We start from the raw sequence: 25,091 nt of genomic DNA on the forward strand, positions 1-25,091 counted from the left end.
CATAATAAAGATAAAAATTAAAAAGCCATATGGCTTTTTAATAGATATGAAAGCGTCTATTTAGGATTTTGACTCTATCTTATAATTTTTCTTATAGGCATGATATTCGTCATAACTCTCTAAAGAGGGAATGTTATTTACTTCAGACTGATACTCATCAACATGCTCATGGTATTCTTCCTTAGCAACAAATGGGTTGTTTATATAAACTTTGATATGGGTATCTGAACTACTACGTAATAGACCAGAGGAAATAACCTGATTGGTTACAATGATATAACTGTCTTGTCCATGTTCAAAGTAAGTTATACGACGGTGTTCTGAGACTAGTAAAAGAGCTATAGTTAAAACTAAACTTGTTATAATCCCAGTTAAAGTTAATATTAAGTTAATAAAAAACATCCAACCTCTATTTTCCTTCCTCAGTAGTAAAAACCAAACTGGAAGAACAAAAATACAAACGAAACAAAGTATATAATCTAAGAAATAGAGTCTAATAAAAGTAAAGCCCCAGAGAATAAAACTACCGTATGCAAAAATACTCCTCTTCCCTCCTTTTGCATAATAAAGAACGAGGCCAGACTCTATCAATAGAGGAATCAGAATATAAGAAAGCATACTTTGGACAAAAACCAGTATGTATAAAAGCATTATTTCCTCCTAGAAATAACTCTTATTTCTATTTTATTGAAAGACAAAATTAAATAAAACAGCCATTTGTGTGATATTTCTTTATAGCAAAACAAGAGTTGCCAGACAACTCTTGTTAAATTTATCTAATTCCAAAGCGTCGGCGCAGACTAGCCGCTTTTGAACCGATAAAGCGATCCATAAGGCGAACTTTGAGCGCCAATCCGCCATAGACAGCGAGACCGATACCGCCAATCAGAGTGATATAGACAAAGCTGGAAATCCGACCGCTTGGATGAAGGAAGAGACCAATAAGAAGCTCTGCCACCAAGACAAAGATGGTCATCAGAACCGTCAGAATCACTGACAGGAGGCTCCGCTTAAAGAGGTTCTTAGGATTCAGACCTGTTACCTTGCGAATTTCCTGATACATGAGCAAGATTGGGATAATCAAGCCGACTGTCGTCGCAAGAAGAGGACCATAAGCTTTAAAAATATAAATCAAGGGTACTTGCAGCACCAACTTGACTCCCACTCCATAGAGGAAATAGATAATTGCCTTTCTATTTTGGAAGAGGGCTTGAATCATCGGAGCTAACACCGTATATAGACTGAGGATAATGGTCTGCAGCATAGCAAAGATGAAAAGTCCTAGTGCTAAACTATCTGGCTTGCCATAGAAAACTGTGTAGAGTGGCTCCGCTACCAAAGCAGCACCAATGGTTGCTGGCAAGATAAAGAAAATCAGCATACTAAGATTATCCTGCACCAAGCGTGCAGCCGATCGGAAATCACCTTTGACATAGTTCTCAGTCAAGAGAGGAATCCCGACACCGCCGATAGAAGTTGCCACTGCAATCAAAATCATGGTAATTTTATTAGGATTTGCTGAGAAATAGGCAAACTGAACCAGCAGCTCGGACTTGCTGTACTTGCTGATCCAGCCCATGACATGGATAAAGGTATTTTGGTCAATAATCTGAAAAAGCTGAATGGCAGATCCTGTGATAATGAAAGGAATGGCTTCTCGGATTGTATCCCAGAGGAGGGCACGGCTATTGATCTCCCCTGCATTGGCAGACTTATGAAGGATAGAAGTCAGCATCCCTGTCTTCCAGAGATAGAAGGCTAAGACAGCCATGCTAGCCAGCATACCGATAAACGCTGCAAATGTTGACTGGGTAACCGCTTCTACATAGTTGCCAGAACCGATTTTCATGATGAAAAAGGCTGTCAGCAGCATCCAGATAACCCGAATGACCTGCTCCGCAATCTGACTGATGGCATAAGGCTTGAGATTGTTAAAACCTTGGAAAAAACCTCGGATAACACTCATCGATGGGAATATCAAAACGGCCAGAGACAGACTCTGCATGACTGGAACCAAGTCTGAACCACCGCCTGACATAGAAGCGAAAACTGGTGAGAGCAGGTACATAATCACTGCAAAGACAGCTCCCAAAAGCAGCATAAACTTGAGAAACTCTCGAATGAGAGTAAAGCTATGCTCTTCCTTGTCAATGGTATTGTACTTAGCTACCTGCTTGGCCACTGCCACTGGCACGCCTGCTGTAGAAATCAGTAAAAACCAGGCATAGATATTATAACCCATAGTAAAAAGACCGTTGGCCTCAGCGCCGTGCTTGCCCATCCAGATATACCAAGGAATGATATAGATGGCCCCCAGAAGACGACTGATAAAATTGCTGGCAGTTAACCATGCAGTTCCCCGCAGCATCTGCTGCTGCTGGCTTGTTGTTTCTTGGCTCATAGAAAACCTCTTCTATTTATTCTTCTTTTATTATAAACTTTTCCTTGCCTCTTGTAAAACCCAGCCATAAGGTTTACAATAGATTTATGATTAAAATTGAAACCGTATTAAATATTTTAAAAGAAGATCATAATTTTCGTGATATTGTCAAAGACGGAGAATACTTTTTCTCCTACAGCGGCTTGACTTTCGATAGTATCAGTTATGACAGCAGGGAAGCGGATGCCTCTACCCTCTTTTTTGTCAAGGGTGAGGCTTTTAAGAAAGAATTTCTAGAAAAAGCCGTCTCAGCTGGCCTGCGCTTTTATATCAGCGAGACAGACTTTCAAGTGGGCATTCCGGTCCTCTTGGTCAACGACGTCAAGCAGGCCATGAGTCTCTTAGCTATGGAATTTTACGGTCATCCTGAGAAAAAGCTCAAACTGCTGGCCTTTACTGGCACCAAGGGCAAGACAACTACAGCTTATTTTGCCTATCAGATCCTTTCCCAAAATCATCGTCCTGCCCTGCTCTCGACTATGAACACTACTTTGGATGGAGAGACTTTCTTCAAGTCAACTCTGACTACACCAGAGAGTCTGGATCTTATCAAAATGATGGCCCAAGCCCTTGCCAACGACCGGACTCATCTCATCATGGAAGTTTCCAGTCAGGCTTATCTCAAGAAGCGGGTCTACGGCCTGACCTTTGATGTCGGTGTCTTTCTCAATATCAGTCCCGACCATATCGGCCCCATTGAGCATCCAACCTTTGAAGATTACTTCTACAATAAGCGGCTCTTGATGGACAATAGCCGAGCAGTTATCGTAAATAGCGGCATGGATCATTTCCAAATCGTGAAAGAGCAAGTCGTTTCTATGGAACATGATTTCTATGGAGCAGGCTCAAGCAATACCATAATAGATTCTCAGGCTTTCAGCTTTGAAGCTGCTGGTAAATTAGCTGGCCACTACGATATCCAGCTCATCGGCCGCTTCAATCAAGAAAATGCAGTAGCGGCTGGTCTTGCTTGTCTGCGTCTGGGTGCTAGCCTCGAAGACATCAAAAAAGGAATTGCCGCAACCCGAGTCCCAGGCCGTATGGAAGTTCTGACTCAGAAAAACGGCGCCAAGATCTTCGTTGATTATGCCCACAATGGCGTCAGCCTAAGCAACCTGCTGTCTGTGGTAGAGGAACACCAAAAGGGCAAGATTATCCTCCTCTTGGGTGCTACTGGCAACAAGGGTGAAAGTCGCCGCAAAGACTTCGGTCTCCTACTTAATCAGCATCCTGAGCTAACTGTCATCTTAACCGCGGATGACCCCAACTATGAAGATCCTCTAGCCATTTCGGAGGAAATCGCATCCTACATCTCCTATCCAGTGGACAAAATAGCCGACCGAGAAGAAGCAATCAAAAAAGCTCTCAGTCTGACAGACCGAGAGGGAGATGCCGTCATTCTGGCCGGTAAAGGAGCAGATGCTTACCAAATCGTAGAAGGAGAAAAAGTAACTTATCCAGGAGACTATGCTCTTGCTGAAAAGTATTTATAAGAAAAAAGGCGTGGATATCGCCTTTTTATTGTCGTTTTGTAAAAATTAACGCCATTTAATCAGAACGTACATCAAGCTGGAGCCAAACATATCCGCCAAGGCGTGCATGAGAAAGAAAGGTAGGAGGTTCTTGACCTTATACTTGTAAAGGAAATAGTAAAAGAGACCGTACACCACTCCGATAACCAAGGCCCACAGCATGCCCTGATAGGTATGGAAAGAAATCCGAATGATAGTAGAGTAGGCCAGCGCCCACCACTTATACTTATCCTTAACAGAGGTCATAAGCCCCAGAAAGAAGAATTCCTCATAGAAACCATTGAGAAGTCCGTATAGGATGGCCATAGGTGTCAGTTCAGCAAATTTCCGGAAGATTTCTAGAACATCTACATAAGACCAGAGAGTTGGATCAAAGTAATTGTACTCGCCGCTCAGTGTCGTTACAATGTCACCAATGAACCCTACTGCTACAAAAATAAGAGGGGTCCAAAGGAGAACCGACCAACTCAGACGGATGGGAAGCTGCTTAAAGTCAAAGCGCCGAAGCAATAGATAAAGAATGGTCAAGACCAGCATCAGTAGCTGAAAATTGAAATTGCTAGAAAAAGCCGCTCCTTCAGTGGCTGTATTGGTCACCGTTTCAGTCTCTCCTGAGCTGGCGGCAGGTGCAAAGCTAGCTAGATAAAGCTCTGTTGAGCGGTAAATAAACTGCCCAAACATGAGCAGGGTAATCACTGCAATATCAAACCACCTCAGCTCTTTCAAAGGCGTAGAGGGGCGTAGGTTTGTCAATAATTTCATCATATTTCCTTTCACCAGCTGTAAATTTATGTCATCATTTCAGGTTCTTTTTTATATTTCTATCTTAGCATGAAAAGCTTAAATTTTTATTATTTACAAATTTATAAAACTTTTTATTTTATTTTTATTAAATTGTCAGAAAACTCTTTTTTTAGAAAAATTTTTATGGTATAATAAAAGATGTAATTCTGATAGAAGAATCAGCCAGAAAGGAAGTCTATGTCCACTATCTCTGCAGCAAGTATCCAGGTCGCCTACGATCAAAAGGTTATTATTGACAGACTGGACTGCCAACTACCCGAGGGAAAGATTACGACTATTATCGGTAGCAATGGCTGCGGTAAGTCCACTCTTCTCAAGGCTTTTACTCGTATTTTGCCGACAAAATCCGGCAGCATAACTCTGGATGGACAGTCCATCGCCCTACTGCCGACCAAGGAGGTGGCGCAAAAGATTGCCTTGCTGCCCCAAACCATGGAGGCGACCGATGGCATCACTGTTTATGATCTGGTCTCTTATGGCCGCTTTCCGCATCAAACTGGCTTGGGACGGCTCAGTACAGAAGACCGGGAAAAAATCTGCTGGGCCATGGAAGCAACTCAGGTCAGCGAATTTTCGGACTGGCAGGTGGATGATTTGTCTGGAGGCCAGCGCCAGCGCGTCTGGATTGCTATGGCTCTAGCCCAAGATACAGAGACCATTTTTCTGGACGAGCCGACCACCTATCTGGATATGAATCATCAGCTGGAAATCTTGGAGTTGCTGAATGACCTCAACCAACTCAGCGGAAAAACCATTATCATGGTTCTGCATGACATCAACTTGGCTGCCCGCTTCTCCCATCAGCTGATCGCTATGAAAAATGGGCATATCCGGTATCAAAGAAGTGTTGAGCAGGTCATGACTTCGGATATTCTGAGAGACATTTTTCAGATTGAAGCCCAGATTATTCGGGATCCTATTCAGGATAAGCCACTCTGCCTCAGCTATCAGCTCGTTAAATAAGTCATGTATTCATAGATAAGTTTTCCATATCTCTTCATGAATACAGCTTCTAAACTTTTTATAGAATTGGAGGAAAAAATGAAAAAGTTTTTATCATTTGCCACCCTTACTGTCACCATCTTCCTTTTAGTTGCCTGCGGCAGCTCATCTAAATCTGAAAACTCTGCCTCTTCAGACAAGGTCGAGCTATCCAGCAAGCCCAAAATTGATGGATTTCACTACTACGGCGATATTCCTAAAAATCCAAAACGAATCGCCAGCCTCTCCTCTACCTACACTGGCTATTTGCTGCAACTTGGTTTCGACCCTGTCACTGTAACATCCTATGATGCTAAAAACCCTGTCCTCAAGGAAAAAGTCAAAAACGCCAAGGTCCTGATGCCGGAAGATTTAGAGTCTATCGCCAAGCAAAAGCCAGACCTTATCGTGGTAGATGCCAGCGACAAAAATATCGATGAACTAAAGAAAATCGCTCCAACTATTGCCATTGATTATGGAAAAAATGACTATTTAGAAATCCTGAATCGCTTTGGCCAAATCTTTGGTAAGGAAAAAGAAGCTGATCAATGGATTGCTGATTGGAAGAGCAAAACAGCTGATATCGGCAAGCAGTTAAAAGAAAAGCTGGGACAAAATGTCACTTTCACGGTTGTCGGACTATATGAAAAGGAAATCTACCTCTTCGGTAACAACTGGGGACGAGGCGGAGAAGTTATCTACAAGTCTCTGGGATTTGACGCCCCACAAAAGGTGAAGGATGAAGTATTCCCAAGTGGCTACTTGCAAGTCAGCCAAGAAACGGTGAGTGAGTATATTGGCGATTATGTCCTGGTTGCAGCTGAAGATGATAAAACGGGCAGTGCTCTTTACGAAAGCGATGTTTGGAAATCTATTCCCGCTGTCCAACAGAACCATATCTTAAAAGTGGATGCCAACGCCTTTTATTTCAACGATCCATTGACACTTGAATACGAACTCAAAACTATTCAAGATGGTCTTGAAAAAATGAACTAGACCATTCCTTGCAGGAACTCAAACTAGTGAAAAAACATTGCTAGTAAGCGATATATCTCACGACAGCTATTTGATTTTCAACTATATAAAGGACACCAGATGACACTTCATTCACTCTTCACTCAAAAAAATAGGCCAAACATCTTTTGGCTTGTTTTTTTCGCCCTCATTCTCCTGCTGATTAGCGGACTCTATCTCTACCTGCGCTTTGGCATTCCCAGCTACTCCCATCGGCAACTGATAGAAACGCTGAGCCATCCTTTCAAGGAAAGTCCAGCCCAGAACATCATCATAGATCTGCGCTTACCTAGAGGAATAGCAGCTCTGCTAGTCGGAGCTAGCTTGGCTGTTTCAGGAGCCATCATGCAGGGAATTACCCGCAATGCCATTGCTGACCCAGGACTTTTGGGGATCAACTCAGGAGCTGGCCTAGCGCTCATCTGCGGTTATGCCTTTTCTAAGAGTATACACTACAGTAGCATCCTCCTGCTCTCACTTGCAGGAGCCTGTCTAGCCAGTATTCTGGTTTTTAGCCTCTCCTACCATCCTAGAAAAGGTTTTGAGCAACTACGTCTCGTCTTATCCGGTGCCATGGTAACAACACTCCTGACTGCCATCGGACAAGGCTTGACCATTTACCTCAACCTAACCAATGCTGTCATCGGTTGGCAGGCTGGAGGGCTTCTAGGAACCAATTGGAAAATGCTGCAAATCATTGCTCCCTTTATCTTGTTAGGCCTCTTACTGGCTCAGCTATTTTCTCACCAACTAACCATTCTCAGCCTCAATGAAACAGTAGCCAAGGGCTTAGGCCAGCGAACGACTCAGGTAACCCTGCTCTTTCTAAGCCTTGTTCTACTGTTATCAGCGACAGCCGTTGCCCTAGTAGGAAGCCTGGCTCTTGTCGGACTGATTACTCCACACTTTGTCAAAACCATCAGCGGCAAGAACTACCAAAAAATCTTGCCACTGACGATGCTAACAGGAGCGCTCTTTCTACTAATTTGTGATTTTGCTGCGAGTCATATGGTCGGTCTGCCTCTTAGCTCTATTATCAGTCTCGTTACGCTGCCAGTCTTCCTGTGGCTGATGAGAAAGGGGGCCTTCTATGAGAGATAAAAAACGGATTCTTTTGGTTCTAGTAAGCCTCAGCCTCCTGACTTTCCTAATTTTCCTACTATCTCTATCATCAGGCGATCAGGAATTTAATATCGGTGAAGCTCTTCGATATCTGCTGGGGCAGGGAGATGATGGCAGCACCTTTATCATGGAGCAGATCCGCCTGCCTCGAATTCTGGTCTGCTTTCTAGCAGGAGCTTCGCTAGGGATGAGCGGTGTACTGCTGCAGACCTTTACTCGAAACCCACTTGCCGATTCAGGAACCTTGGGAATCAATGCAGGAGCTGGTGTTATCATTACTCTTGCTATCAGCAAGCTAGAAGTGACCGATCCTTTCTATATCCGCTATCTTCCCTTCATCGCGACCTTTGGCGGTATGCTGACTGTAGCCCTTATTTACCTGATTTCACATCAAAAAGGCCAAGCTATCAGCCCTGTCAAGCTCATTATCGCTGGCGTGACCTTGTCAACCATTCTGTCTTCCAGTATGATTGCCATCACCGGCCGTGTCAATCAGAACAAACTGACCTATGTAGTTAGCTGGCTAGCTGGTAAGATTACGGGTAATAACTGGGAAAGTCTAGCTATTGCCGGCCCCTTCTTGCTTTTATTCTGGCTGCTGACCTATCTGCGCTCCCACAAGCTCAATATCCTCAGTCTAAATGAAGAAACAGCTCTAGGCCTGGGGCTTCATCTAAAAAGAGAGCGGCAAATAACCCTGTTATTAGCCAGTGCTCTCGTCGCCTTTAGCCTATCTCTAGCTGGAAATATAGTCTTCATCGGTATGTTGGCTAGCCATATCAGCAAACGATTCCTGCCTAGCGATCATCGCTTACTCTTTCCAGCCGCCATGCTGCTAGGCGCCTTTATCATGACAGGGGCAGATACTGTCACAAGAACCTTCCTCATCGGAAGCTCAGTCCCGACAGGCATTTTGATTTCCATTATTGGAGCTCCCTACTTCCTCTACCTTATGTATCAGCAAAAAAAATAATCAGCCGAATAATCGACTGATTGTTTTTTTATTTATCCAAGCTGTTTTTGATACCTTCAACGGCACCTTCTACAGCTTCTTTAGCATCTTCAGCAACTTCTTTGGCTTTAGCAACTGTTTTTTCTACAAAGCCTTCTGCTTCTGTCTTATTATCTCCTGTAACTTTGCCAACGCCTTCTTTAACAGCGCCTTTAGCTTGATCGAATTTATTTTCTAGTGACATAATTTTGCCTCCGTTCTTTTTTACAGTATTTGATACCGTTTACAGTAGTATAAGTTTTTTCTTTTCAAAGGTCAAATATTCTGCTCATTCTATGAGAAAATCAGTGCAGCTGGAAAGTCAATCTCTCCTTATCAAAGCTGGCCTGTAACTCATACTTGCCTGCTTCGTTTTGCCGGATATAGCCCAAGATTACTAGGCTATCGACAAAAATGTCCCGCCGCTTCTGCATGAGCTCATCCTTGCGGACATATTTGAGAAGAAACGTAGTCATATACTTGAGTGCATACTCTGGATTGACATCGCCCAAGACAGCATAGAGGGGCTTTTGTGCTTCAGAAAGAGGATATTGGCGCTGCATCTTGTAAAAATAATTTGCCAAGGTCAGCTTATCCCGCAGAAAATCTGTCTCTTCCAGCAAAACAGCCGCATTGGTCTGATTGGAAAGCCGGGTCTCAAAGCGCAGCTCCAACAATTCCTGATAGAGGGGACTATCATCACGGATAAAGACTTCTTGATCCAAACGCAAGTCCTCCAAACTTTCCAAAAGAGGCAGGGTCAGGAAATATCGCTTGTTCTCTCGCCGGATGTAACCTGCCTTGATATAGTCCTCTATCGAGCGGTCAATATTAGCTACACCCTCAAACTCTCGCTTAATCTCACGTAGAATCACTGCCTCATGCTGATCCAAATAATCAATCAGCTCCTGAAAAAAAGGCTGGCGCGTCAAACGACTGGGATTGATGATTTTAATCATTGAGTTCTCCTTTGTAGATGAGTTTTCTTGACTGAGCCAACTGGCTAGGATTCGTCCCAGGCCGACCTATGGGAACCCCTAAGCCCAAGTCCAGATAATATTCCTGCCAAAAATCAGAAATCAGATTTTTCTCATCCCCAAACTGCATGGGAATCGTATCAAAAATCGGCAAAATGTCCGCAATATACTCCGAACAGTAAAAACCATCGGACTGAGGATAAAAGCTGACATTGTATGGCTTTCCTAGATGTGATTTGGCTCTTTTAAAGACTGCTTCTGCTTCAATAGCTGGATAGCGATACACGTCATAAACATCCTCATCCTGTAAAAAATCAGACAAGTCTTGATTGACAACACCCTTCTCCTGGGTTGCATGATAAATCTCACCATTAAAAAAGATGGCCACGTGGCTATATGAACCAGTTGCTGACCGAATGGCTGCTGCAATTTCTGAAGATCCGACCGTAAAAATCAAATCCCCATTTTGTAAATCTTGAATCTTCATTTCTCTCGCCTATCAAAAAAGGAGCCGAGACCCCTTTTTAAGTATGAGGGGAATAGCCCCATCTAGTAACTTATTTCCTCAAATGAGCTCTTTAAGCATTAAAACTTTCTGTCAGTTGAGGCACCACTTGCTTCTTACGAGAAACAGCGCCTGCTAGGAAAGCATGGTTGTTTTCAAGAACAAAGTTGAAGGCTGCTTCGACCTTATCCATATTGCTTCCGATAGCCAAAATTTCTGAGTTTGAGTTGATAATATCTGTAATCATCAAGACAAAGTCAGAGTAACCATTATCAGCGATTGCTTTTTCAATAGCCGCTTCGATTTCTACTTGACGCTCCAAAACTTCTGCAATATCAACTGTGTTGACCTGTGCCACACGGACATTGTTTCCGTTGAGCTCAAATGTTTTCGCATCGATGTCAATCAATTCTTCTGCAGACTTGCTAGCCAAGTTTGTACCTGCCTTAAGCATTGCCAAACCATACTCTTCCAAGTTGACATCAGCCAGCTCAGCCAATTCTGGTGCAATGACCTTGTCAGTCGGATGAGTTGTTGGTGATTTGAGCAAGAGAGTATCAGAGATCAAACCAGACAGCATCAATCCTGCAATTTCTTTTGGAACTTCTACGCCGTGCTCCTTGAACATACGGTAAACAATAGATGAAGCAGATCCCACTGGCTCCAAGCGCATGTAAAGTGGACTAGCTGTTTCAAAGTTAGCAACACGGTGGTGGTCCACCACGCCATAGACTTCAACTTCAGCAATATCTGCCACAGACTGCTGGAATTCATTGTGGTCTGTCAAGATGACTTGTTCAGCTCCTTCTGCCTTGGCAGATGTAATCACGCGCGGCGCAGCTACACCAAAGTAATCTAAAACAAAGGCTGTTTCTTCATTAGGCTCACCCAGAGCAACAACTTCTGTATCTAAGCCATAAGCTTCACGAGCCAAGTAAGCAAAAGCGTAAGATGAACCAATGGCATCTGAGTCAGGATTTTGGTGACCGAAAACTAAAATTTTAGACATGATAAACCTCTTCTTTTATATAAACTTATTGCATTTATTTTACCACAATTACAGGCATTTCACAAAAGCAGAAGGGCATTTTCTTAAGAAAAATGGACTGGTTAGCCCACCAGCCCATTTATTCATACTCAAAATAGATTAGCTATTATGCACCCGATTCATATACTCTGTATAGGATTCAGTCTGCATGAGTTCCTTAGCATTCTTGACCCGATCAGCTGTCGGAGGCTTAACCCCTTCCAGCTTGTAAGGGATGCCCAGCTCCCGCCATTTGAATTCTCCCATAGTATGGTAAGGTAGAATTTCAAACTTATCAACATTCTTCAGCGTCTTTACAAATTTACCTAGCTCAATCAGGTCATCATCACGGTCGGTCAATCCTGGCACCAAGACATGGCGGATCCAGACTGGCTTTCCAATGTCAGACAGGTACTTGGCACAGGCCAAGATATTCTTGTTGGTCTGGCTGGTCACGATTTTGTGCTGTTCTTCGTTAATCTCCTTGATATCAAGCAGGACTAGGTCGGTGACTGCCATAAGCTTATCAAATTTTTTCAGATAGCGAGGCGTATTTCTGAAGGGTAGGGCACAGGTATCCAATGTACAGTGGATGCCCAGTTCCTTAGCCTTGGTAAAGAGGGCAATCAGAAAATCAATCTGCAGCAAGGCCTCTCCTCCACTGACGGTGATGCCGCCTTTGTTACCCCAGAAGCCCTTATAACGGAGAGCTTCTTGCAAGACATCATCCACTGTCCGCAGCTGAGATTTGTTGGTCTCCATCTCCCATGTGTCCGGATTATGGCAATACTGGCAGCGCATGTGGCAGCCCTGCAAAAAAACAATAAAACGGATACCCGGTCCATCAACTGCACCGAAACTCTCAGTAGAGTGGACCATGCCCGTTACCTTTCCATAATCAACTGCTTCTTCAATTTTCTCTTCAACCATCGCGCAACCTCTTAACTCTGAAAACGTTTTATAACTAACTACATTATAACATGATTAAAGCAAAAATAGACTTAATTTGTCTATTTTTTAGAAAACAAACTGTTTTTCAGTTTCATTTTCAGTGTTTTACAACAGATAAAACTTTAGGCCGAAAGCTGATTAAGACTTGCTCTTAGATGCTGGCAAATAAAAAATCAGGGCAGATTCTCTATTCCACCCTGATTTCACTTTTTAAATTGATTTTAGTTAATTTCTGCTTCTATTTTTGAGAGTAAAAGCAAACATCAGCAAGGTCAATCCCAAAACTGCCCAGCCACTGTTATTTTGACCGGTCTGCGGGAGCCCCTTCTTCTTGCTGCCAGCTGTCTGACCTTGTCCAGTTTGATTGGACGATGGAGAATTGGTCTGAGAAGGAACTCCTTGATCTGCTGCTACAGAAGATTGTCCACTTGATTGAGACGGTTGGGAGCTTTCAGAAGTCGAAGCTGCAACATCCTTAGAAAAGTCCAGCTGAACCACTACTGGATCATGGTCTGAAGCTCTGCCATGTTCCTCCATGAAAGAGGCATTGATATGGACAGGCGCAAAGACTGCCTTGCCTGCCAGGTTCTTCGAAATGAAAATATTGTCCAAGCTTTGGTTGCTGCCGCGGTAGAAGTAGGAATAACGGTCAGCCGCATCATGCTCTTGCATGAGATTAATCAGTTCATTACCCGCCAGTGCTTTAGCCGTTTCGGAAAATTCAAAGTCATTGAAATCTCCAGTCAGCACAAACTTAAGGTTAGGATTTTGTCTCAGCCCTTCTTGAACAAAGCTATTTAAAATTTTAGCCTGCTCTATCCGAGCAGCCTGCGTATGCTGAACTGCTGGCTGAGCGGAGCCATAAACGGCATCATCCCCAATCTTGGACTTCAAATGATTGGCGATAACGACGATATGCTGTCCCTTGAATTCAAACTCAGCTGCCAAGGATTTACGGACCTTGGTAAAGGCAGGATTGGTCGGTTCGATTCGGGCAGGATTCTTAACCAAATGGCCACCGGAAAAGCTAGCTGCTTCGTCACTCGTGCCGGCTTCTTTTTCGACTAACTTCACCCGATTTGGATCGTAGAGAAAGGCCACGCGGATATTAGAGCCAGGCTTGCCGCCATCTTGACCGTCAAGTGGGGCAACTTCGGTGTACTTGTAAGTTTTTCCGCCCAGTTCTTTGATGCGGGCCGCTAGTTTCTCACCGCTTTTGACACCGCTGGTCGTTCCGTCATTAACGCTGCCATTCTCATCTTGAACCTCGATGAGCGTGATGATATCTGGACTGTGGATTTCATTGATAAAGGAATTGGCGATTCTAGTCACTTTTTCCTCAGGTGTTTCACCTTTTTTAGCATTGGCAGAAAAATTCTCGATATTGTAGGAAGCAATAGTCAGCTTGTCTTCACTTGGATAGATAGGAGAGACCTGTCTCTGCAAGCCACCATCCACCAAATCAGGCAGCTGAGTCGGCTCCAACTTGTAAATCTTCCCACGATAGTTCACGACTCCGACCACATCACCATTGAAATAATCCTTGGCCTTGGCAATGAATTTATTGCCAACATAGACTGGAATGGTTGCGGTATTTTGAGCGTTTGGACGAAGATTTAGGCCACCGATATTGTTTAATGGTTGGGCTTGGTAGCCTTCAGGTAAGACATAAATGTCTCCACGGTACTGCGGGCCTAAAACGCGTGGCCTCTTCACCGTCGTCAACATTCCTTCCAAACTTTCCCAGTAGTCCAGTGCTTCACTTTGAGGCTGATAATTATTAATATCGTTATCGACCGTATCCTGAGGCATATTAGCCACGATGTCAACTGGATCAGGTAAGTCAGTTTTCCCTTCCTTGGTCACCTTGGAAGCGACAAGCATGGTGACTGTCAAACTATCACTGGGCTTGTTGAAAGTTTGCCCCTGACGAACGCTGAGCTCTTCCATATAACCTTCTTTGACGCGTCCTTCAAGACTAAGTTTGTCACCGACATCGACTTTTTCTTTAGAAACAACATAAAGAGCATCAGAAGTCCTGCTATTTCCATCAGGAATCACATCTTGAACATAAAAACCATAACGGTCTGTTTTCGTCACAACTATATTGGAAACTTGAACCTCTTTGTCCTCATAGGGAGAGGCTTGTGATTCTCCCTGAATGGTTCCTACATTGGACACAACTTCTGGTCCGCTAGCCGCGGCTTGTGCTGTAGCAGGGGCTTGGTCTGCCTTTTCCACTGTCTCTGTAGAAGCTGGCCTTGACTCTCCGGGGTCTGCAGCTGGACTCTCCGCTTGACTGGCAACAGACGCACCGCTTACGGCCGGATTCTCTGTAAGAGCAGCCGCCTCTGAAGTCGACGAACTTACCGCTTCTTCTGCTCCGGCCAATTGGACAGAAAAAAGCAGGGACAGAAAAGCAGCTAGCAAAACCGCTGTGGGAAAGAGCTGCCTGTAAGAAACTTGTTTTTTCATGAACTTCTCCTTTTCTGTATAAATGTATATTATCCTATTTAATTTTTATTATAAAGAAAAGAATCAAATTTTGCAAAGGCTTTCTTAAAATTCTGTATTAGTTTCTCTTACTTCAGAAAAATACTTGCCTAGACTGGCCCAACACAGAAAAAAGAATCTGGAATTTTTTCCAGATTCTTTCAAGACTTTAGTTTTCAACTATTAAAATTGCCAAGGTTTCATATGGCTGCAGGGTCATCACATGGTCAATCTGAGTCTTGCCGTAATTGGATAGGAGAACCTGACCATTTTGATAGTCCGTCAGGATGTCCACCGTAATCGGGTCAGCATAGAAGTTGTTAAGTACTAAAAGTTTTTGTCCTTGCCACTCCCGCTCAAAGGCATAGACCTGAGGACTGTCCTCATAGGCTGGCTGATAGCTGCCCTCTGCGATGATAGGTAGTTCCTTACGCAGGGCAATCAATTTCTGATAAAAGGTAAAGATCGGTCCCTTGATTTCATTTTCCACATTTATAAAAGGGTAGGATTTGCCCGCCTTCAGCCATGGAGTTCCTGTTGTAAAACCTGCATTGACTGAATCATCCCACTGCATAGGCGTCCGAGAATTATCACGAGATTTAGCCTTGATAATCCTGAAGGCTGCTTCCGGCGATTGCCCTTCAGCAAGCAGACTCTGGTAAGCATTGAGAGACTCGACATCCACATAATCTTCCATGGAGTCATAGTCAGGATCCACCATGCCAATCTCCTCACCCATGTAGATATAAGGTGTCCCTCGCGACAGATGAATACTGGCTGCCAACATGGTTGCCCCTTCATTGCGGAAATTCTCTACATCGACAAAGCGGTTGAGAGCTCGCGGCTGATCATGGTTGTTCCAAAAGAGGGCCGACCAACCGTCGTGTTCGCTCATTTCCTTGCCCCAAGTATGGAAAAGGCGTTTTAATTCTTCAAAGTCAAAAGGCTTAAGGGTCCACTTCTGTCCAGCTTCATAGTCCACCTTGAGATGATGGAAATTAAAAGCCATAGATAGCTCCTGCCGGTCTGGTGCGGTGTAAAGGATACAGTTTTCAATCGTCGTAGCACTCATTTCGCCAACCGTCATAACGGAAGCATCCTGCCCGAAGGTCGCTTCGTTCATCATACGCAGATAGTCATGCACAATTGGCTTATCAGTATAGGCTGGCTTGCCCTCCTGCTCTGGACAGTCCGTCAGCACCTCATCTTTTCCAATGACATTTATGACATCAAAGCGGAAGCCCTTGACTCCTTTGTCCCGCCAAAAATTCACCACCTTGAAAAGCTCTTGACGAACATTGGGATTGCGCCAGTTAAGATCAGCTTGAGTCACATCATAGAGATGCAGATAATATTTGCCCGTATCGCCAAATGGCGCCCAGGCACTACCGCCAAACTTGGACAGCCAGTCCGTTGGCTCATCTCGCAGGATAAAGAAGTCCTGATAGTAGGAATCCCCAGCCAGTGCCTTTTGGAACCAATCATGCTCAATCGAGCAATGATTGAGAACCATATCCAGCATAAAGTCAATACCATGCTGCTGGCCGACCTTGACCATCTCTTCAAAATCTGCCATATCTCCAAAGATAAGGTCTACCGCAGTATAGTCAGAAATATCATAACCATTGTCCCGTTGCGGACTCGGATAGAAAGGATTGAGCCAGATCATATCCACTCCCAGCTTTTTCAGGTAAGGAAGTTTTTCAATAATCCCGCGAAAATCTCCCAAACCGTTGCCAGTTGTGTCTTTAAAAGACTTTGGATAAATTTGGTAGACAACCTTTGTTTTATCAAGTGTCATATTTTCTCCTTTTTTGAGAAAAGGGACAGATTTTAAAGCACCGTCCCTTTCTATAGGTCATTTCATTTTTCTTTAAAGTGGATTAGCTGCCATCAACTGACTTCCTCGCTCAACTGCATGAGGAAGCTGTTCAAGCTCCTCCACCTGATACTTGTCTGAGTTCGTAATGATGACTGGTGTTTCCGTTACATAGCCCGCTTTCTTGATCATGTCTATATCAAAGGAAATGAGCTTGTCGCCAACCTTGACCTTATCTCCCTGAGACACATAACCTTCAAATCCTTTGCCCTCCAGATTAACAGTGTCCATTCCGATATGCATCAGGATTTCAACACCTTCATCTGACAAGATGCCGATGGCATGCTTGGTTGGGAAGAAGACTGTTACTCTACCATTGACTGGTGAAACCAACTCACCTTGGCTAGGAACAATGACAACTCCACGCCCCATCAAACCTTGTGCAAAGACAGGATCTGTTGCCTGACTCAATTCTTTGACTTCTCCTGCCAGCGGACTAGTAATCGTTACAGGAGCTGATGAATCAGCTGCTTGCACCTCTGGAGACGACTCGGATTTGGATGGTCCGGCAAATTCTGCCTCTTCCTGGGCTGCAAATTCTGCTTGCAATTCCGGATCTTCCTCTGTCTTCGTTAAGAAGCCTGTCTTGTGGAAGAAGAAAGTCAGGAACATTGGTACAAGGATTGCTACAAGCATAACTCCTGCAAATGGAATCATATATTTTGCCTGGATAGAAAGGATACCTGGTAAACCACCAATACCAATGGCATTTGCTGTTATATTAAAGGTTACAGAAAGCAGACCCGCAATAGACGAACCAATCATTCCCGCAACAAATGGATAAACGTACTTGACATTGACCCCGAAGAGAGCAGGCTCAGTAACACCAAGGTAAGCTGAAATGGTTGCAGGCAGGGAAATTTGCGCTTCCCGCTCATCATGGCGTTTCATAAGGTAATAAGCAAATACAGCTGAACCTTGAGCAATATTAGATAGAGCAATCATTGGCCAAAGACCAGTACCACCGGCATCAGCTACCAACTGAGTATCAATGGCATTGGTCATATGGTGAAGACCTGTGATAACAAATGGAGCATAAAGGGCACCAAATACTGCGCCAAAGAGCCATTTAACTGGACCAGTTAAACCTGCAAGTACAACTGTTGAAAGCCCCTGACCGATTGTCCAACCGATAGGACCCAAGACAGTATGAGCCAGAATCAGAGCAGGAATCAATGATAAGAATGGCACAAAAATCATAGACACTACTTCTGGAATATGTTTACGCCAAAAGATTTCCAGATAAGATAGAGATAAACCTGCTAAAAGGGCCGGAATAACCTGAGCTTGGTAACCAACACGATTGACAGTGAAGAAACCGAAATCCCAAACCCAGTCCTTAGCGATTTCAGCTGCTGGTGTCGATGCTACTGAATAAGCATTGAGCAATTGTGGTGACACCAAACAGATTCCCAAGACAATCCCAAGAATTTGGCTAGTTCCCATTTTACGAGAAACAGACCAAGTGATTCCTACCGGCAGGAATTGGAAAATTGCTTCTCCCGGAAGCCACAAGAAATGGTTAATTCCAGACCAGAATTTGGATACCTCTGTGATTGTTTTCCCATCCAACATAGACCAATGCACGCCCTCAAGAACATTGCGGAAGCCAAGGATTAACCCTCCGACAATCAAAGCTGGAATGATCGGGGTGAAAATTTCCGCCAGAGTGGCCATAACCCGCTGAAGGGGGTTTTGCTTGCTCTTGGCAGCAGACTTGGCTGCTTCTTTTGATACTCCCTCAACACCTGATACAGCAGTGAAGTCATTGTAAAAGATTGGCACATCATTTCCAATGATGACTTGGAATTGCCCAGCATTTGTAAAAGTTCCCTTGACCACTGGGATTGTCTCAATGGCCTTGACATTGGCCTTTTTATCGTCGCCAAGTACAAAGCGCATCCGCGTTGCGCAATGACTAACTGCTGTGACATTCTCTTTGCCGCCGATTGCATCTAGCAGATCTTTGGCTTCCTTCTCAAATTTTCCCATTTGACTACTGGCTGAATGAGAATCCAGCACTCTCCTTATATTTTTTACGAGTTAGTTTTTCAACACATCTCTACAAATAATTGTAATCGATTTCAAAGATGTAGGCAAGTTGTTCGTTGAAAATAGCCCTCATTTTTGATAAAATTTTCTAGGTTGTATGTAAAAAAGAAAACAAGTGGAGTTTATGATGAAGAAATACAAACAATTGTTCAAACAGATTGAGAAAGATATTTTGGAGGAACGTTATGCTGTCGGAGACTTCTTGCCCAGCGAGCATCAGCTGACAGAAGACTACAAGGTCAGCCGCGACACGGTGCGCAAGGCTCTGGCTCTGTTGCAGGAAGAGGGATTGATTGAAAAAGTCCGCGGACAAGGTTCCAAAGTCATCAAGCAAGAACAGTTTGACTTTCCTGTGTCTAAGTTAACCAGCTATCAAGAAGTAGTCAGACAGAATAATATGCAGTCCAAAACCAATGTTGTCAGCTTAGAAAAGATTACCGTGGACCAGAAATTGTCCGACATCACTGGCTTCCCTCCCTACCGACTAGTTTGGCGAATCGTCCGTCAGCGCGTTGTGGACCAAGTCGCCTCTGTATTAGATATTGACTATTTAGACAAGGGCATCGTCCCTGACTTGACAAGGGAAATCGGTGAGCAATCCATTTACGCCTATTTGGAAAATGACTTAAAGCTCAATATCGCTTATGCCAAAAAGGAATTTACCATTGACCACACCAATGACCGAGACAAGATTCTCATGGACCTAGGCAAGGACCAGCAGGTTGTCTCTGTCAAGTCTCAGGTCTATCTGGCAGACGGCCGCCAGTTTCAATATACTGAGAGCCGGCACAAGCTAGACAAATTTCGCTTTGTGGATTTTGCTAAGCGTCAGAAAGAATAACCTTGATTTCCATCCAGACCACAAAACCACCTCTGCCTGCCAGCTGGCAGAGGTGGTTTCTTTTATGAGTAGTCTAAGGCTGCTTTGTTTTGGAGCGACAAAGAGCCTCAAAATTCTTTTTAATTGTTTTAGGAGATTTATATGAAAAAATTAGTTAAGGGCTTCTGCTGCTTTTTAAACGTTACTGATTCTTATTACTTCCTTTCTTACTTTTGCGCCTGTGGGAATGTCAATACTTGCTTATCATATAGGGTAACTTTAGATGTCATTGGACTGTCCTCATTTCTATTTTGATGCTATTAGTATAATCCCAGAAACTTAAGACAGACTTATAAAAAACTTGAAGGAAACTTAAAAGGCTGAGTTTATTTCTCAGCCTTTTCTGCTTCTTCAACAATTTCTGAAATTTCAACCTTTACCTTCGTAACACGACCATTTTTAACCTTGTCATTGGTTAAAATAAGTTGCTTATTCTGACTTTCGACTTCGTAGCTAATGCGTTCTTTCGGGTCTGGAATAGTCCCTACACAAGTCAAGTAATAACCAGCTATCGTATCCACATCGTCGCTTTCAATTTCAACTTCAAAGTATTCATTAAAGTCATTGAGGGTCATGGTTCCTAATACGATGTAGGTATTCTCACCAATTTCATGAACTTCGATCTCAGCCTTGTCAGTCTCATCGTCAATCTCACCGACAATCTCCTCCAAGAGGTCTTCCAGTGTGACCAGACCAGCCATTCCGCCATACTCATCCAAGAGAATTGCCATTTGGTTTTGCGTATTGCGCAGCTCCTTAAGCAAATCATCGACAAACATGGTTTCCGGCACAAAGAGCGGCTCCTGCAGGATCTTGCGCAGAACGATATTGTCAAAACCATTGATGAATCCTTCATTAAGCAGTCGCTTGGTATGAATCAGACCGATGACATTGTCCTTATCCCCATCATAGACAGGAATCCGCGAGAAGCTCTGTTTGAGAATGCTTTCGATAATTTCTTTGGTATCGTCCTGAATGTCCACCATAAAGGCATCCGTCCGCGGCACCATCAGTTCACGCGCCATCAGCTCATCCAGAGAGAAAATCCCCTGCAGCATCTCAATCTCATCTGCATCCAAGGTCTCCTCACTATTGGTCAGCATATATTCAATCTCATCCCGAGTCATCTTTTCGTCTGCATCATCAAACTTCATCGGGGTTATCCGACTCAGTAGATTAGTCGATGCTGACAGCAACCAAACGAAGGGACTGACAATCTTGCCAAGAAAAATAATAACCGGAGCAGCCCGCACAGCTAGATTATCTTTCAGGTTCATGGCAATGCGCTTGGGATAAAGCTCACCCAAAACAATAGAAATATAGGTCAATAGGACCAGAGCCAAGAAAGTTCCGATAGCACGTGCAGTCTCGGAATTTCCCATCCAAGAAGAGAACAATTTTCCCAGATTATCCGCAAAGCTGGCCCCAGACAGGATATTGATAACAGTAATCCCAACCTGGATGGTTGATAAGAAGTTATTGGGGCTTTCTAAGACAGCTAAGAGCCGGATATACTTGAGGTCGCCCTCTTCAGCCTTTTGCTCCACACGCGCCCGATTGAGCGATACCATTGCCATCTCAGCAGCTGAGAAAAAGGCATTTAACAAAGTCAATATAAACAGTAGTAAGGCTTGCCATAACATATTCTGACTGCCAGGGTCTTCCATTGATTCTTTCTCCTCGAAATGTATAAGTAAATCTGATTATATCATATTTTTAAATTTAGTGCACAGGAAATGAAAATAAGACGGGAGGCCCTTCTTCCGTCTTATTTTCTGGTATCGAGACTCTGGGATTAATCGATTACCAAACTCATCCTTATTTATTAATAATCCCAAACTCTTCGTTCTTCTTCTGCTGCTGGGCTTCCTTGTGATTGTCATAGAGATTAGCCAAGAACTTGGCGATTTCCTTGAGGATAGAATAGGTCGGGATTGCCACAATCATCCCCAACACACCATAGATATTGCTGGATAAGAGCAAGAGCACCATGATGGTAATAGGATGGACCTTCATCACACCGCCAACGATACGGGGATAGAGGATATTGCCATCGACCTGCTGGATAATCAGCATGTAAATCAAGGCCGCCACCATCTTCTGAGGATCCGTAAAGGCATAAGTAATGACCATGGGAATCAAGCCGATACTCGGTCCTACATAAGGAATCAGATTAGCCAGACTGGAGAAAATAGCAAAGACCAAAGCGTACTTGAGCCCAATCACGCTATAGCCAATATAGGCCAGAGCACCGATAATCAGGGCATCGATTGAAATTCCGCTGATATAGCGGGCAACAGTAGCATTGAGATTAGTTAGCAAGCTGGAGATATTGAGCTTATCTCGCTTGAGGACTGTCCGCTCCAGCATGGGTAAAAGCTTATGGCCGTCCATGAGGAAGTAAACCAAGAAAATCGGCGTCATAATCAAAATCATCAGCGTATTGACAACTGCTGACAGAACGCTGCCCAGACTGTTGGTTACACTGTTAAGGATATTTTGCAGAATATCCACATAAGACAGATTGAGCTGCTGGATGGTGGACTGGATATTCAGATTTCGAAAGAGCGGATTTTTAGATAATTGATTAACAAAACTTTGAATTTCCCAATAAAGTCCTTGCGTTGAATTAATCAAGCTGCTCAGCTGATTAATCAAAATCGGCAAGAGATAAATAACACCCAAAGCAATCAAACCAAATAAAAGGCTGAGCGTAATCAGAATCCCAATCATTCGGTTGATTTTGAGCTTTTCCTGAAGAAATTTCACCAGAGGATTCGTAATATAGTAAAGAAATCCTCCTACAAGAAAGGGAATCAAGATTGTATTCACAACGCTAACAATCGGGGTTATCATATCCCCCATTTGGCGCCAGATAAAGAAAATAATCGTTAGCAAAAGGACCTCACTGGTCCAAAACATCAGCTTACTTTTATGAAACATTTGACTCCTCCTATCAGTTATTTTACCATAAATTTTGTTATAATAAAGGAGATTTAACGAAAGAAAGAGTAAAAATGGAAAAGATTATCGAACTGGAAAATGTAAGCTTGGCTAAACAAGGCCGGACCATCTTAAAAGATCTCAACTGGCAGGTGAAAAAGGGGGAGCATTGGGCCATCCTCGGTCTCAACGGTTCTGGAAAGTCTACTCTTCTGCGCTTGCTCATGGCTGAGCATTGGAAGACTCAGGGCAAGGTAACGGTTCTGGATACGGAATTTGGTGCCGGCGACATTCCTCAGCTGCGAACTAGGATTGGAGTAGTTGGCTCCTTCATTGCTGAGCGTCTGCCCAGCCATCTCACTGCCGAAGAAATCGTCCTGACAGGCAAGTATAAAAGCAGTATTCTCTACGCTCCTTACGGGCAAACTGAGCTGAACCAAGCTAGGGAAATGCTGGCTTCCATTGGCGGGCAAGATTTGATTGGCCGAAGCTACATCAGTCTGTCTCAAGGGGAAAAGCAGCTCTTGCTGATTGCACGCAGTCTCATGGAAAAGCCGGAATTGCTTATCTTAGATGAAGCGACCAGCGGTCTGGATCTCTTTGCCCGCGAGCGCCTGCTGGAACAGATCGGTAAGATTACACAGATGGACCAGGCTCCAACCATCCTCTATGTCACCCACCATGTAGAGGAAATAACTGCTGCTATGGATCATGTCCTGCTCCTAAAAGAAGGTGAAATCATAGCCCAAGGTCCCAAAGAAGACATTTTTCAAAAAGAGGTCATGGATCGATTTTATCCCCAGCCAGTCGAGCTGATTGAGCTGGGAGAAGACCGCTATTTCGTCAAGGTGGAGGTCAGGTCCTCATGAAGCAATTTTCTAATACCATCTTCAATCTGGGCTATTTTCTGATTCTGACCATGACTGCGATTGCTTTGCTTTTCCTGTCTGGGCAGATTCTGCTGTCCCACACTTACATCCCTTTGAGGATTGCAGAAGGAGTCCAATTCGTCAGTAATCCTTGGTATTTCTACCCTATCCTCCTGCTCTTTCTCCTCAGCCTCTTTTTAATCCGGCCCTTGTTGGAAAAGGTTCAGACCAAGCATCTTTTTTGGATTTTGTCCCTCATCTTTATAGTAGCAGCGATTTTTCTGATAACGGCCTACGATGGCCGCATCCGAGCTGACGCCAAACACGTTTTCAATGCAGCCCTAGCCTTTAACCGAGGAGATTACAGCTCGCTGACAACCATCGGAAGCTACATGTACCGTAATCCCCATCAGTTAGGACTGATGACTCTGGAGCGACTTTATGCTTTTATTTCTCCGACGACTCAATTTGCCTTTAGCATGAATGTCGTCTGGACTTTACTCAGTCATTTCTTGATTTACAAGATTACTGCCCTGCTCAATGCCAGAGAAATGATTCAGAAATACACGATTCTACTGACCTTTCTCTTTTTACCACAGCTCTTTTTCATCCTCTTTGTCTACGGTACCATTCCCGGGCTCTTCTTCTGTCTGCTCAGTCTCTATGCTTTTATCAAGCTGGATCAGAAAGGAAACCTGCTCTATGCCTTGCTGGGAGCGGCCAGTATCAGTCTGGCCTGCCTCCTGCGCAACAACTACATCATCTTTGCCATCATGCTGATTGGAGTCTGCTTCCTGTCCATCTTTTATAAATGGTCTTGGAAGAAACCCTTAGCTATCATCCTGATTTTAGCCGGTATCGTCCTTTCAAACAAGGGTCTGACGGCCTACTATGAGCAGCTGATTGGGGGCAAGATTGGTGTCGGTACCCCAAAAATCGCCTACATCACTATGGGCCTGCGGGATGATCCCAATCGGCAGACCTTGGGAGGCTGGTACGATGCCTACAATACCAAGATTCTCAAGCGCAACAAATATGATGAAAATTTGGCTACAGAAATGGCCACTCGGGATTTGAAGGATATTTTGATTCACTTCAGTAAGCATCCTGCTTATGCGCTCAAATTCTTCTACGAAAAGGTCAAGTCGACTTGGACTGAGCCGACTTTTCAGTCTATTTGGACTGGGCCTCAGATTGAGCGCCAGCAATATATGAAACCAGCTGTCCTGCGCAGCATTTATGAGGAAAGAAGAGGTTATCAGATTATTAATTTCCTGCTCTTAACCCTGCTAGCCAGCATCTATCTGCTCTCCTGCTTCTTTATCCTGCATAAATTTTTCGTCGCCGAGGAAAAGCTGACGCCTTTTGACCTCTATCCCTTCATCTTTCTATTGGGGGGCGGCCTCTTCCACTTCTTCTGGGAAACCAAGAGCCAGTATGTCTATATCTATGTCCTACTTCTCATCCCTTCCGCCGCTCAATCCTTAGTCGACCTGAACGATTGGTGGAAGAACAAAGGAAAAGGGAAATCAACAGACCAGCTTGAGAAAAAACTATAAAACTTGAACACTTGACAAGAATTCCTTATAATTTTATAGGATTGTTAAGTGACACAAAGTTGAATTTGTAAT

At 43.9% G+C, this 25,091-nt stretch carries 21 protein-coding genes; 8 read left to right on the forward strand and 13 right to left on the reverse strand.

Going from position 1 to position 25,091, the window contains the following annotated elements:
* Positions 1 to 60: 60 nt before the first annotated feature.
* Together HMPREF9380_RS02525 and HMPREF9380_RS02520 are read right to left on the reverse strand one after the other, a co-directional pair.
* Positions 61 to 651 carry a hypothetical protein gene (locus HMPREF9380_RS02525; RefSeq protein ID WP_004193076.1) on the reverse strand — a complete coding sequence of 197 codons (591 nt, stop codon included), beginning with the start codon at positions 649 to 651 and terminating at the stop codon, positions 61 to 63.
* Between the two features lie 121 nt (positions 652 to 772).
* Positions 773 to 2,401 carry a putative polysaccharide biosynthesis protein gene (locus HMPREF9380_RS02520; RefSeq protein ID WP_004193080.1) on the reverse strand — a complete coding sequence of 543 codons (1,629 nt, stop codon included), beginning with the start codon at positions 2,399 to 2,401 and terminating at the stop codon, positions 773 to 775.
* Positions 2,402 to 2,487: 86 nt separating this feature from the next.
* Here HMPREF9380_RS02520 and HMPREF9380_RS02515 point away from each other — a divergent pair, with 86 nt between their 5' ends.
* The gene (locus HMPREF9380_RS02515) at positions 2,488 to 3,933 is read left to right on the forward strand and encodes a UDP-N-acetylmuramoyl-L-alanyl-D-glutamate--L-lysine ligase (protein ID WP_004193083.1); all 1,446 of its coding nucleotides are present in this window, start codon (positions 2,488 to 2,490) and stop codon (positions 3,931 to 3,933) included.
* 45 nt (positions 3,934 to 3,978) lie between these two features.
* Here HMPREF9380_RS02515 and HMPREF9380_RS02510 read toward each other — a convergent pair whose 3' ends face one another.
* Positions 3,979 to 4,734 carry a CPBP family intramembrane glutamic endopeptidase gene (locus HMPREF9380_RS02510; protein WP_032907670.1) on the reverse strand — a complete coding sequence of 252 codons (756 nt, stop codon included), beginning with the start codon at positions 4,732 to 4,734 and terminating at the stop codon, positions 3,979 to 3,981.
* A gap of 219 nt (positions 4,735 to 4,953) precedes the next feature.
* Between HMPREF9380_RS02510 and HMPREF9380_RS02505 the strand changes: the two genes are divergently transcribed.
* The 4 genes from HMPREF9380_RS02505 to HMPREF9380_RS02490 all read left to right on the forward strand — a co-directional run bounded on the left by HMPREF9380_RS02505 (position 4,954) and on the right by HMPREF9380_RS02490 (position 8,866).
* Complete coding sequence (locus tag HMPREF9380_RS02505) at positions 4,954 to 5,739, forward strand: ABC transporter ATP-binding protein (RefSeq protein ID WP_004193087.1); 786 nt, start codon at positions 4,954 to 4,956, stop codon at positions 5,737 to 5,739.
* A gap of 78 nt (positions 5,740 to 5,817) precedes the next feature.
* A complete protein-coding gene (locus HMPREF9380_RS02500) occupies positions 5,818 to 6,753 on the forward strand; it encodes an iron-hydroxamate ABC transporter substrate-binding protein (protein ID WP_032907673.1) in 936 nt (311 codons plus the stop codon).
* A 99-nt stretch (positions 6,754 to 6,852) separates the two neighbouring features.
* The gene (locus HMPREF9380_RS02495; protein WP_004193090.1) at positions 6,853 to 7,872 is read left to right on the forward strand and encodes a FecCD family ABC transporter permease; all 1,020 of its coding nucleotides are present in this window, start codon (positions 6,853 to 6,855) and stop codon (positions 7,870 to 7,872) included.
* Positions 7,862 to 8,866: a FecCD family ABC transporter permease gene (locus HMPREF9380_RS02490; protein ID WP_004193092.1), complete on the forward strand. Its 1,005-nt coding sequence runs from the start codon at positions 7,862 to 7,864 to the stop codon at positions 8,864 to 8,866. Before HMPREF9380_RS02495 ends, HMPREF9380_RS02490 begins: the two co-directional genes overlap by 11 nt.
* Positions 8,867 to 8,894: 28 nt before the next feature.
* On the opposite strand, the gene HMPREF9380_RS02485 is transcribed toward HMPREF9380_RS02490, so the two are convergent.
* The 8 genes from HMPREF9380_RS02485 to treP form a co-directional block, all read right to left on the reverse strand.
* Positions 8,895 to 9,089, reverse strand: coding sequence for a CsbD family protein (locus HMPREF9380_RS02485; RefSeq protein ID WP_002894655.1), 195 nt, complete (start codon positions 9,087 to 9,089; stop codon positions 8,895 to 8,897).
* Between the two features lie 100 nt (positions 9,090 to 9,189).
* Positions 9,190 to 9,843 (reverse strand): DUF1803 domain-containing protein, encoded by a 654-nt coding sequence (locus tag HMPREF9380_RS02480; RefSeq protein WP_004193094.1) that lies wholly within the window; start codon positions 9,841 to 9,843, stop codon positions 9,190 to 9,192.
* Entirely contained in the window at positions 9,836 to 10,348 is a 513-nt protein-coding gene (locus HMPREF9380_RS02475; protein ID WP_004193096.1) for a YiiX/YebB-like N1pC/P60 family cysteine hydrolase, read from the reverse strand. Before HMPREF9380_RS02475 ends, HMPREF9380_RS02480 begins: the two co-directional genes overlap by 8 nt.
* Positions 10,349 to 10,439: 91 nt before the next feature.
* Entirely contained in the window at positions 10,440 to 11,375 is a 936-nt protein-coding gene (locus HMPREF9380_RS02470; RefSeq protein WP_004193098.1) for a manganese-dependent inorganic pyrophosphatase, read from the reverse strand.
* Positions 11,376 to 11,513: 138 nt separating this feature from the next.
* A complete protein-coding gene (gene pflA, locus HMPREF9380_RS02465; protein WP_002905907.1) occupies positions 11,514 to 12,323 on the reverse strand; it encodes a pyruvate formate-lyase-activating protein in 810 nt (269 codons plus the stop codon).
* Positions 12,324 to 12,569: 246 nt separating this feature from the next.
* Positions 12,570 to 14,819 (reverse strand): endonuclease/exonuclease/phosphatase family protein, encoded by a 2,250-nt coding sequence (locus tag HMPREF9380_RS02460; protein ID WP_004193102.1) that lies wholly within the window; start codon positions 14,817 to 14,819, stop codon positions 12,570 to 12,572.
* 187 nt (positions 14,820 to 15,006) lie between these two features.
* The gene (treC, locus tag HMPREF9380_RS02455) at positions 15,007 to 16,638 is read right to left on the reverse strand and encodes an alpha,alpha-phosphotrehalase (RefSeq protein WP_004193104.1); all 1,632 of its coding nucleotides are present in this window, start codon (positions 16,636 to 16,638) and stop codon (positions 15,007 to 15,009) included.
* Positions 16,639 to 16,710: 72 nt separating this feature from the next.
* Positions 16,711 to 18,708, reverse strand: coding sequence for a PTS system trehalose-specific EIIBC component (treP, locus tag HMPREF9380_RS02450; RefSeq protein WP_004193106.1), 1,998 nt, complete (start codon positions 18,706 to 18,708; stop codon positions 16,711 to 16,713).
* A gap of 187 nt (positions 18,709 to 18,895) precedes the next feature.
* On the opposite strand from treP, the gene treR reads away from it, so the two are divergent.
* Positions 18,896 to 19,609: a trehalose operon repressor gene (gene treR / locus HMPREF9380_RS02445; protein WP_032907676.1), complete on the forward strand. Its 714-nt coding sequence runs from the start codon at positions 18,896 to 18,898 to the stop codon at positions 19,607 to 19,609.
* Positions 19,610 to 19,974: 365 nt separating this feature from the next.
* On the opposite strand, the gene HMPREF9380_RS02440 is transcribed toward treR, so the two are convergent.
* Both HMPREF9380_RS02440 and HMPREF9380_RS02435 read right to left on the reverse strand, forming a co-directional pair.
* Positions 19,975 to 21,315: a hemolysin family protein gene (locus HMPREF9380_RS02440; RefSeq protein ID WP_004193110.1), complete on the reverse strand. Its 1,341-nt coding sequence runs from the start codon at positions 21,313 to 21,315 to the stop codon at positions 19,975 to 19,977.
* 151 nt (positions 21,316 to 21,466) lie between these two features.
* Positions 21,467 to 22,591 (reverse strand): AI-2E family transporter, encoded by a 1,125-nt coding sequence (locus HMPREF9380_RS02435; RefSeq protein WP_002897049.1) that lies wholly within the window; start codon positions 22,589 to 22,591, stop codon positions 21,467 to 21,469.
* Positions 22,592 to 22,665: 74 nt separating this feature from the next.
* Here HMPREF9380_RS02435 and HMPREF9380_RS02430 point away from each other — a divergent pair, with 74 nt between their 5' ends.
* On the forward strand, positions 22,666 to 23,460 hold the full coding sequence (locus HMPREF9380_RS02430; RefSeq protein WP_004193112.1) for an ABC transporter ATP-binding protein: 795 nt from the start codon (positions 22,666 to 22,668) through the stop codon (positions 23,458 to 23,460).
* Positions 23,457 to 25,019 (forward strand): ArnT family glycosyltransferase, encoded by a 1,563-nt coding sequence (locus tag HMPREF9380_RS02425; protein ID WP_004193114.1) that lies wholly within the window; start codon positions 23,457 to 23,459, stop codon positions 25,017 to 25,019. Before HMPREF9380_RS02430 ends, HMPREF9380_RS02425 begins: the two co-directional genes overlap by 4 nt.
* Positions 25,020 to 25,091: the final 72 nt, after the last annotated feature.

The sequence above is a fragment of the Streptococcus sanguinis SK49 genome, assembly GCF_000212815.1.
Lineage (GTDB): Bacteria > Bacillota > Bacilli > Lactobacillales > Streptococcaceae > Streptococcus > Streptococcus sanguinis_C.

Bases quoted from the DNA above. Each gene is read 5' to 3' on its own strand.
- HMPREF9380_RS02525 (WP_004193076.1), bottom strand. From the start codon at position 651: ATGCTTTTATACATACTGGTTTTTGTCCAAAGTATGCTTTCTTATATT.
- HMPREF9380_RS02520 (WP_004193080.1), bottom strand. From the start codon at position 2,401: ATGAGCCAAGAAACAACAAGCCAGCAGCAGCAGATGCTGCGGGGAACT.
- HMPREF9380_RS02515 (WP_004193083.1), top strand. From the start codon at position 2,488: ATGATTAAAATTGAAACCGTATTAAATATTTTAAAAGAAGATCATAAT.
- HMPREF9380_RS02510 (WP_032907670.1), bottom strand. From the start codon at position 4,734: ATGAAATTATTGACAAACCTACGCCCCTCTACGCCTTTGAAAGAGCTG.
- HMPREF9380_RS02505 (WP_004193087.1), top strand. From the start codon at position 4,954: ATGTCCACTATCTCTGCAGCAAGTATCCAGGTCGCCTACGATCAAAAG.
- HMPREF9380_RS02500 (WP_032907673.1), top strand. From the start codon at position 5,818: ATGAAAAAGTTTTTATCATTTGCCACCCTTACTGTCACCATCTTCCTT.
- HMPREF9380_RS02495 (WP_004193090.1), top strand. From the start codon at position 6,853: ATGACACTTCATTCACTCTTCACTCAAAAAAATAGGCCAAACATCTTT.
- HMPREF9380_RS02490 (WP_004193092.1), top strand. From the start codon at position 7,862: ATGAGAGATAAAAAACGGATTCTTTTGGTTCTAGTAAGCCTCAGCCTC.
- HMPREF9380_RS02485 (WP_002894655.1), bottom strand. From the start codon at position 9,089: ATGTCACTAGAAAATAAATTCGATCAAGCTAAAGGCGCTGTTAAAGAA.
- HMPREF9380_RS02480 (WP_004193094.1), bottom strand. From the start codon at position 9,843: ATGATTAAAATCATCAATCCCAGTCGTTTGACGCGCCAGCCTTTTTTT.
- HMPREF9380_RS02475 (WP_004193096.1), bottom strand. From the start codon at position 10,348: ATGAAGATTCAAGATTTACAAAATGGGGATTTGATTTTTACGGTCGGA.
- HMPREF9380_RS02470 (WP_004193098.1), bottom strand. From the start codon at position 11,375: ATGTCTAAAATTTTAGTTTTCGGTCACCAAAATCCTGACTCAGATGCC.
- pflA (WP_002905907.1), bottom strand. From the start codon at position 12,323: ATGGTTGAAGAGAAAATTGAAGAAGCAGTTGATTATGGAAAGGTAACG.
- HMPREF9380_RS02460 (WP_004193102.1), bottom strand. From the start codon at position 14,819: ATGAAAAAACAAGTTTCTTACAGGCAGCTCTTTCCCACAGCGGTTTTG.
- treC (WP_004193104.1), bottom strand. From the start codon at position 16,638: ATGACACTTGATAAAACAAAGGTTGTCTACCAAATTTATCCAAAGTCT.
- treP (WP_004193106.1), bottom strand. From the start codon at position 18,708: ATGGGAAAATTTGAGAAGGAAGCCAAAGATCTGCTAGATGCAATCGGC.
- treR (WP_032907676.1), top strand. From the start codon at position 18,896: ATGAAGAAATACAAACAATTGTTCAAACAGATTGAGAAAGATATTTTG.
- HMPREF9380_RS02440 (WP_004193110.1), bottom strand. From the start codon at position 21,315: ATGGAAGACCCTGGCAGTCAGAATATGTTATGGCAAGCCTTACTACTG.
- HMPREF9380_RS02435 (WP_002897049.1), bottom strand. From the start codon at position 22,591: ATGTTTCATAAAAGTAAGCTGATGTTTTGGACCAGTGAGGTCCTTTTG.
- HMPREF9380_RS02430 (WP_004193112.1), top strand. From the start codon at position 22,666: ATGGAAAAGATTATCGAACTGGAAAATGTAAGCTTGGCTAAACAAGGC.
- HMPREF9380_RS02425 (WP_004193114.1), top strand. From the start codon at position 23,457: ATGAAGCAATTTTCTAATACCATCTTCAATCTGGGCTATTTTCTGATT.